Below are 6,960 nucleotides of genomic sequence, written 5' to 3'. Positions count from 1 at the left end.
CACCGCGGTGCCGGCCTCGGCGGCGGGCACGACGAGCGCGAGCAGACGCTGAACCAGCTGCTCGTCGAGATGGACGGCTTCGACGTCAAGACGAACGTCATCCTGATCGCGGCGACCAACCGACCCGACATCCTGGACCCGGCGCTGCTGCGTCCCGGCCGCTTCGACCGGCAGATCGGTGTCGACGCTCCCGACCTGAAGGGCCGGCAGAAGATCCTCGAGGTGCACTCGAAGGGCAAGCCGCTCGCCGCGGGGGTGGACCTCGAGGTCCTGGCCCGCAAGACGCCGGGCTTCACCGGTGCGGATCTCGCCAACGTGCTGAACGAGGCTGCGCTGCTCACCGCGCGCAGCAACGCGCAGCTGATCGACAACCGGGCGCTCGATGAGGCCGTCGACCGCGTGATCGCGGGTCCGCAGCGCCGCAGCCGGGTCATGAAGGACCAGGAGAAGCTGATCACGGCCTACCACGAGGGCGGCCACGCGCTCGTGGCGGCGAGCCTCAACCACACCGACCCGGTGACGAAGGTCACGATCCTGCCCCGCGGCCGCGCGCTCGGCTACACGATGGTGCTGCCGCTCGAGGACAAGTACTCGGTCACGCGCAACGAGCTGCTCGATCAGCTCGCCTACGCGATGGGCGGCCGGGTGGCGGAGGAGGTCGTGTTCCACGACCCGACCTCCGGTGCCTCGAACGACATCGAGAAGGCGACGGGCACCGCGCGTCGCATGGTGACCGAGTTCGGCATGAGCGCCCTGATCGGCTCCGTCAAGCTCGGTGCGGCGTCCGGCGAGATGTTCCTCGGCCGCGACATGGGGCACCAGCGCGACTACTCCGACGAGCTCGCGGAGCAGGTCGACAAGGAGGTGCGCACCCTCATCGAGGCCGCGCACGACGAGGCCTACCAGCTCGTGCTCGAGAACCGTGCGGTGCTCGACCGGCTGGCGACCGCGCTGCTCGAGAAGGAGACGCTCGACCAGAACGAGCTGGCGGAGATCTTCAAGGACGTGAAGAAGCTGCCGCCGCGCCCGCAGTGGCTGTCGAGCGACCGTCGGCCGGTGTCCGACCTGCCCGCGGTCTCCGTGCCCAGCCCGAAGGCGCCGATCGACGCCGGCGCGGTCGATGGCGGTGTGGACTCGAACGGCGGTGCGCCGGCGCGGAAGCGCAGCCCGCGCATCAAGCCGCGTCCCGCCACGGCGTGATCGGGACGGCGGGGCGCACGCCTCGGCCGACAGGGGCTGATCCGCGGTGAAGCGGACCAGCCCCGTCGCGCTCGTCGGCATCGCGGTCGCCGGAGCGGCCATCGGCTGGCTGCTGCAGGTCGCCCTCACCTCCGGGGGTGCGCCGTCGTTCAATCCGCCGGCGACGCTGTACTCCGTCCTGTTCATCCTCGCGTTCGGGCTCGTGCTGCTCGGCCGCCCGGTCCGCCGGCTGGTGCGCGGCACTGCGAAGCGGCCCGTCGACCCCTTCTTCGCCATGCGGGTGCTCGTGCTCGCCAAGGCGTCGAGCCTCACCGGAGCGCTCCTCGTCGGCCTCGCCGCGGCGCTGCTCGGCTATGCGGTCACGCGGACGGGCAGCTTCGCGGTGCCCGCGTTCTGGCCCGACGTGCTGACCGGTGTCGGCGCGCTCGCGCTGTGCATCGCGGGGCTGGTCGTGGAATGGTGGTGCCGGCTCCCTCCGCAGGACCGCGCGGAGCAGCAGGGCAGCAGCATGGAGCAGCGATGACCACCCTCCCCCCGAGAGCGCTCGACGCGGGGCTCACCGGATGGCGGGGCGTTTCGCCCCGGCTCGTCTGGGTCGAGATCGCGACCGCGCTGCTCGGTGCGATCGGCGGCGGCGTGCTCGGCTGGTTCGTGCTCCTCGTCGTGCCCCTCGCCTGGGTCGGGCAGCTCGTGCTCGCCGCCGTGGCGGTGACGACCGTCATCCGGCTCGTGATCGCCCCCCGACGGGTCCGCGCCATCGGCTGGATCCTGCGCGAGGACGACCTCGTCGTCCGGCGCGGGATCCTGCTGTCCCGCCTGGTGGCGGTGCCGTACGGCCGCATGCAGCTGGTCGATGTGAACCGCGGACCCGTCGCCCGCCTCCTCGGTCTCGCCGAGCTCCGCCTGGTGACCGCCGCCGCGACCTCGGAGGTGACGCTGCCCGGCCTGCCGGAGGCGGAGGCCGCCGAACTCCGCGACGCGCTCATCGCGCGTGCGGAGGAACGGCGCGTGGGGCTGTAACGGCATGACGACTTCGGCGACGCCGCCGACGAGCCGCTACGTGGACGGCGCGTGGCATCGGCTCCATCCGGCCACCCCGCTGCTCCGCGGCGGGATCGGGTTGCTCGCGGTCCTCATCTACGTGGGCGGGAACCTGCGAGAGCGCATCGTCGCCTGGGTCTTCCACCTGCCTGACGTCGGTGGTGATCCGGTGGACGAGATCGGGCGGCACAACCTCGTGCTGCCGGCGACGCTGATCGTGCTCGGTGTGCTGGTCCTCGGGGTCGGGGTGTTCTGGCTGTCCTGGCGCAACAGCGAGTTCCGGATCGACGGCGACGCCGTGACGGTGCGCCACGGCATTCTCCTGAGGCGGGTGCGCACCGCCAAGCTCGACCGGATCCAGGGCGTGACGATCCAGCGCCCGCTCCTCGCGCGCATCGTCGGGGCCGCCCGGATCGAGCTCGACGTGGCCGGCCAGAACGCGAACGTCCGGCTCGAGTACCTCTCGAACGTCGCCGCGGAGAACCTGCGGCGCGACGTCTTCGTGCTCGCCTCCGGCCGGCGGGAGGAGCGCGCCGACGCGCCGCCCGCGGACGCGGAGACCGCCGTGCTCACCGATCCCGGTGTCCCGGTCGTCGTGGTGACGCCCGGCCGTGCCCTCGGCTCGATCCTCCTGTCCGAGACCGTCGTGGTGCTGGTGGTCGTCGCCGGTGTCGTCATCCCGCTGCTGACCGCGATCGGAGCCGGCCCGATCGCCGCGGTGTCGTTCGTCCCGCTCGTCATCGGTTCGGTCACCGTGCTCGCTCGCCGCGTCGGGCGGAACCTGCGGTTCTCCGTGGAGTCCACGCCGGACGGGGTCCGCGTCGCGAGCGGCCTCATCAGCACCAGCACGGAGGCGCTGCCGCCCGGGCGGGTGCACGCCCTCCGCATCGAGCAGCCGCTGCTGTGGCGTCCAGCCGGGTGGTGGCGCGTGTCCGTGAACCGCGCGGGGCATCGGGCCGGCCGCCGGAACGCGGAGGCGGAGCGCTCGCTCGCGCCGGTCGCGACCACCGAGGAGGTGCTGGCGCTCCTCCCGCTGCTCGTGCCGGATCTCGCGGACGACCGCGAGCTGCTCCTCGCCGGCCTCGTCGGCCGTGGCCACGGGGAGGACTTCACCCCGGCGCCCCGGCGAGCGCGCTGGCTGCGGCCGCTGTCGTGGCGGCGCACGGGGTTCCGCCTCACCGACGCGTCGATCATGGCGCGCGCCGGGTTCCTCCGGCGCGAGCTCGTGATCGTCCCCGACGCCCGCATGCAGAGCGTGTCGTTGCGGCAGGGTCCGCTGCAGCGGCTGCTCGGCGTCGCGACCGTGCACCCGCACGTCGTGTCCGGGCCGGTCCGCACCCGCCTCCACCTGGTGGACGCCGAGCTCGCGCAGCAGCTGTTCCGCGACCTCGCGGCGATCGGCGTGGGCGCGCGGCGCGTCGACGTGTCGCACCGCTGGCGCGAGGTCACCCCGTGACGGCCGCGGGCCGTCTCGGGGTCGGTGTGGTCGGATCGGGCCGGGTGGGTCCTGTGCTCGGCGCCGCGCTGGCGGGAGCGGGCCATGCGCTCGTCGGGATCACCGCCGTCTCGCAGGAGAGCCGCGATCGGGCGGACGCGATGCTCCCGGGCGTGCCGGTGCTGCCCGTGCCCGACCTGGTCGAGCGCAGCGAGCTCGTGCTGCTCGCCGTGCCGGACACGGAGCTGCCCGGCCTGGTCGAGGGCCTCGCGGAGGCGGGCGTCTGGGTCGCGGGGCAGCTCGTCGTGCACACCGCGCCCGCGTTCGGCACCGGTGTGCTGCTGCCTGCGGTGCGGCGAGGGGCGATCCCGGTCGCGCTCGCCCCCGCGGTGGCGTTCACCGGCACGAGCGTCGACTTGATGCGCCTCCGGGACGCCCGATGCGCCGTGACCGCTCCCGGACCGGTGCTGCCGATCGGGCAGGCGCTCGCCGTGGAGATGGGCTGCGAGCCGGTGGTCGTCGCCGAGGAGGACCGCCCGGCGTGGGCGGAAGCGCTCGAGGAGGCCGTGCGGCCTCTCGAGCGTGCCGTGCGGAGCGCCGCGGCCCGGCTCGGTCGCCTCGGCGTGCACGACCCGGAGGCGGTGCTCGGACCGGTGACCCGGTCCGCGCTCGACCGGGCGCTGGAACGGACCGGCCGGTCCGGAAGGGACGAGGACGAGGGATGACGACGACGATCACCACGATCGCGGAGGTGCGGGCAGCGGTGGGCGCCGCCCGATCGGCGGGGCGGCGGGTCGCGCTCGTCCCGACGATGGGTGCGCTCCACGACGGGCACCTCGCGCTCGTCGCTCGGGCGCGCGAGCTCGCGGATCTCGTCGTGGTGTCCGTGTTCGTGAACCCGATGCAGTTCGGCCCGAACGAGGACTTCGGCAGGTACCCGCGCGATCTCGACGCCGACCTCGCGCTGCTCGAGCACGCGGGCGCCGACGTGCTGTTCGCGCCTGCGGCCGACGAGCTGCTGCCGGAGGGGCGGACGCAGGTGCGCGTCGCGGCCGGCCCGGTCGGTGACGTGCTCGAGGGCCGCGTGCGACCCGGGCACTTCGACGGCGTGCTCACGATCGTGCTGAAGCTGCTGCACGTCGTCGGCCCGGACACGGTCGTCTTCGGGCAGAAGGACGCCCAGCAGGTGTTCCTGGTGCGGCGGATGGTCCACGACCTCGACGTGCCCGTGGTCGTCGAGACGGTGGACATCGTCCGCGAGGAGGACGGGCTCGCGCGCTCGAGCCGGAACCGGTACCTCGATGCCGCAGCCCGGCGCGTGGCCCGCGCGGTGCCGGCCGCGCTGGACGCCGCGGAGTCGTTCGCTGACCGCGACGTCGACGCGATGGTCGCCGCCGCGCAGAGCGCGCTGGCGGGGGAGGACGGCGCGGACCTCGACTACCTCGCGGTCGTCGACCCGGCCACGTTCCGGGCCGTCGACGACGGGTATCGTGGCCGTGCCCTCGTGCTCGTCGCCGCCCGGGTCGGCGGAACCCGGCTGATCGACAACCGGTTCGTCCACCTGGGCTGACGCCTGAGCGCCCGACCTCGATCCAGGAGTTCCGTGTGACGGACGCCGCCGACCTCGACACCAACGAGCAGCGCGAGGTCCGCCTCGCGAAGCGTGCCCGGCTGCTCGAGCGCGGTGAGGAGGCCTACCCGGTCGCCGTGCCCGTGACGGACTCGATCGCCGCGGTCCGCGAGCGCTTCGCCGACCTGCCCACCGACACGGCGACGGGGGAGACGGTCGGGCTCGCCGGCCGGATCGTGCACCTCCGGAACACGGGCAAGCTCTGCTTCGCCGCGCTGCAGGCCGGGGACGGCAGCCGGATCCAGGCCATGGTCAGCCTCGATCGGGTCGGCGAGGAGTCGCTCGCGGACTGGAAGGCGATCGTCGACCTCGGGGACCAGCTCTTCGTGTCCGGCGAGGTGATCACCTCCCGCCGCGGGGAGCTGTCGATCCTCGTGAGCGAGTGGCGCATCGCCGCGAAGGCGCTCCTGCCCCTCCCGAACCTGCACTCCGAGCTGTCGGAGGAGACGCGGGTCCGCAACCGCTACCTCGACCTCATCGCCCGTCCGGCCGCGCGGCGGATGGTGCTCACGCGCGCGACCGCCGTCGCCTCCCTCCGGGCGACGTTCGCCGAGCGCGGCTACATCGAGCTCGAGACGCCGATGCTGCAGATCCAGCACGGCGGCGCGTCCGCCCGACCGTTCGTCACGCACTCGAACGCGTTCGACACGGACCTCTTCCTCCGGATCGCGCCCGAGCTCTTCCTGAAGCGGGCCGTGGTCGGCGGCCTCGAGCGCGTCTTCGAGATCAACCGCAACTTCCGGAACGAGGGCGCCGACTCGACGCACTCGCCCGAGTTCGCGATGCTCGAGTCGTACGAGTCGTACACCGACTACCACGGCATCGCCGACCTGGTGCAGGACCTGGTGCAGCGGGCCGCGGTCGCCGTCGGCGGATCCACGACCGTGACGTGGACGGACGGCACGGAGTTCGACCTCGGCGGCGAGTGGGACCGGATCTCGATGTACCCCTCCCTCTCAGCAGCGGCGGGGGTCGAGATCACCCCGGAGACGCCGATCGAGGAACTCGTCGCGCTCGCCGATCGCCTCGAGATCGAGGTCGCGCACCCGATCAGGGGCAAGTACGTCGAGGAGCTCTGGGAGCACTTCGTCAAGCCCTCGCTGACGCGGCCGACCTTCGTCATGGACTTCCCGGTCGACACCTCGCCGCTCGTGCGCGACCACCGCTCGATCGCCGGCGTCGTCGAGAAGTTCGACCTCTACGTGCGCGGCTTCGAGCTCGCGACCGGGTACTCGGAGCTCGTCGACCCGATCGTGCAGCGGCAGCGCTTCGTGGAGCAGGCGACCCTCGCCGCAGGCGGGGACCCGGAGGCGATGCGGATCGACGAGGAGTTCCTCCGGGCGCTCGAGTTCGCGATGCCGCCGACCGGCGGGCTCGGCATGGGCATCGACCGCCTGCTGATGGCGCTGACCGGCGAGGGCATCCGGGAGACGATCCTCTTCCCGCTGGTCAAGTAGTGTCCGATCTTCACGGATGAGGGCCTGCGCCCTCATCCGTGACGATGCGGGACGGCGAGCGCGGCGAGTGGATCACTGCGGGGTGGTCTCGAGGCGGCTCCGCCGCACCTCGACCACCGGGTGCGGCCCACCCCGAACCGACGGGTGCGATGGGGCCCTCTCCGGTGGTCGAGGTGCGAGCGCCAGCGAGCCTCGAG

7 protein-coding genes are annotated in these 6,960 nt (G+C 73.1%); all 7 read left to right on the top strand.

The window, feature by feature from the left end:
* A partial coding sequence (locus tag ACTHLI_RS15335; RefSeq protein WP_440185521.1) for an ATP-dependent metallopeptidase FtsH/Yme1/Tma family protein occupies positions 1-1,200 on the top strand: 1,200 nt, incomplete at its 5' end.
* 46 nt (positions 1,201-1,246) lie between these two features.
* On the top strand, positions 1,247-1,723 hold the full coding sequence (locus tag ACTHLI_RS15330; protein WP_440185519.1) for a DUF3180 domain-containing protein: 477 nt from the start codon (positions 1,247-1,249) through the stop codon (positions 1,721-1,723).
* On the top strand, positions 1,720-2,220 hold the full coding sequence (locus ACTHLI_RS15325) for a PH domain-containing protein (RefSeq protein ID WP_440185517.1): 501 nt from the start codon (positions 1,720-1,722) through the stop codon (positions 2,218-2,220). Before ACTHLI_RS15330 ends, ACTHLI_RS15325 begins: the two co-directional genes overlap by 4 nt.
* A 4-nt stretch (positions 2,221-2,224) precedes the next feature.
* On the top strand, positions 2,225-3,697 hold the full coding sequence (locus ACTHLI_RS15320; protein WP_440185515.1) for a PH domain-containing protein: 1,473 nt from the start codon (positions 2,225-2,227) through the stop codon (positions 3,695-3,697).
* Between the two features lie 44 nt (positions 3,698-3,741).
* Entirely contained in the window at positions 3,742-4,401 is a 660-nt protein-coding gene (locus ACTHLI_RS15315; protein WP_440185513.1) for a DUF2520 domain-containing protein, read from the top strand.
* The gene (panC, locus tag ACTHLI_RS15310; RefSeq protein WP_440185511.1) at positions 4,398-5,246 is read left to right on the top strand and encodes a pantoate--beta-alanine ligase; all 849 of its coding nucleotides are present in this window, start codon (positions 4,398-4,400) and stop codon (positions 5,244-5,246) included. The genes ACTHLI_RS15315 and panC overlap by 4 nt, the downstream gene beginning before the upstream one ends.
* A 35-nt stretch (positions 5,247-5,281) precedes the next feature.
* On the top strand, positions 5,282-6,763 hold the full coding sequence (gene lysS, locus ACTHLI_RS15305; protein WP_440185509.1) for a lysine--tRNA ligase: 1,482 nt from the start codon (positions 5,282-5,284) through the stop codon (positions 6,761-6,763).
* Positions 6,764-6,960 lie beyond the last annotated feature (197 nt).

It is taken from the genome of Amnibacterium sp. (genome assembly GCF_051956055.1).
Lineage (GTDB): Bacteria > Actinomycetota > Actinomycetes > Actinomycetales > Microbacteriaceae > Amnibacterium.
Note: the sequence above shows the minus strand (reverse complement) of the source record. Positions and strands in the feature narration are given on the sequence as shown.

Excerpts from the sequence above, each read along its gene's own strand:
- ACTHLI_RS15325 (WP_440185517.1), top strand. The coding sequence starts at position 1,720 with ATGACCACCCTCCCCCCGAGAGCGCTCGACGCGGGGCTCACCGGATGG.
- panC (WP_440185511.1), top strand. The coding sequence starts at position 4,398 with ATGACGACGACGATCACCACGATCGCGGAGGTGCGGGCAGCGGTGGGC.
- ACTHLI_RS15320 (WP_440185515.1), top strand. The coding sequence starts at position 2,225 with ATGACGACTTCGGCGACGCCGCCGACGAGCCGCTACGTGGACGGCGCG.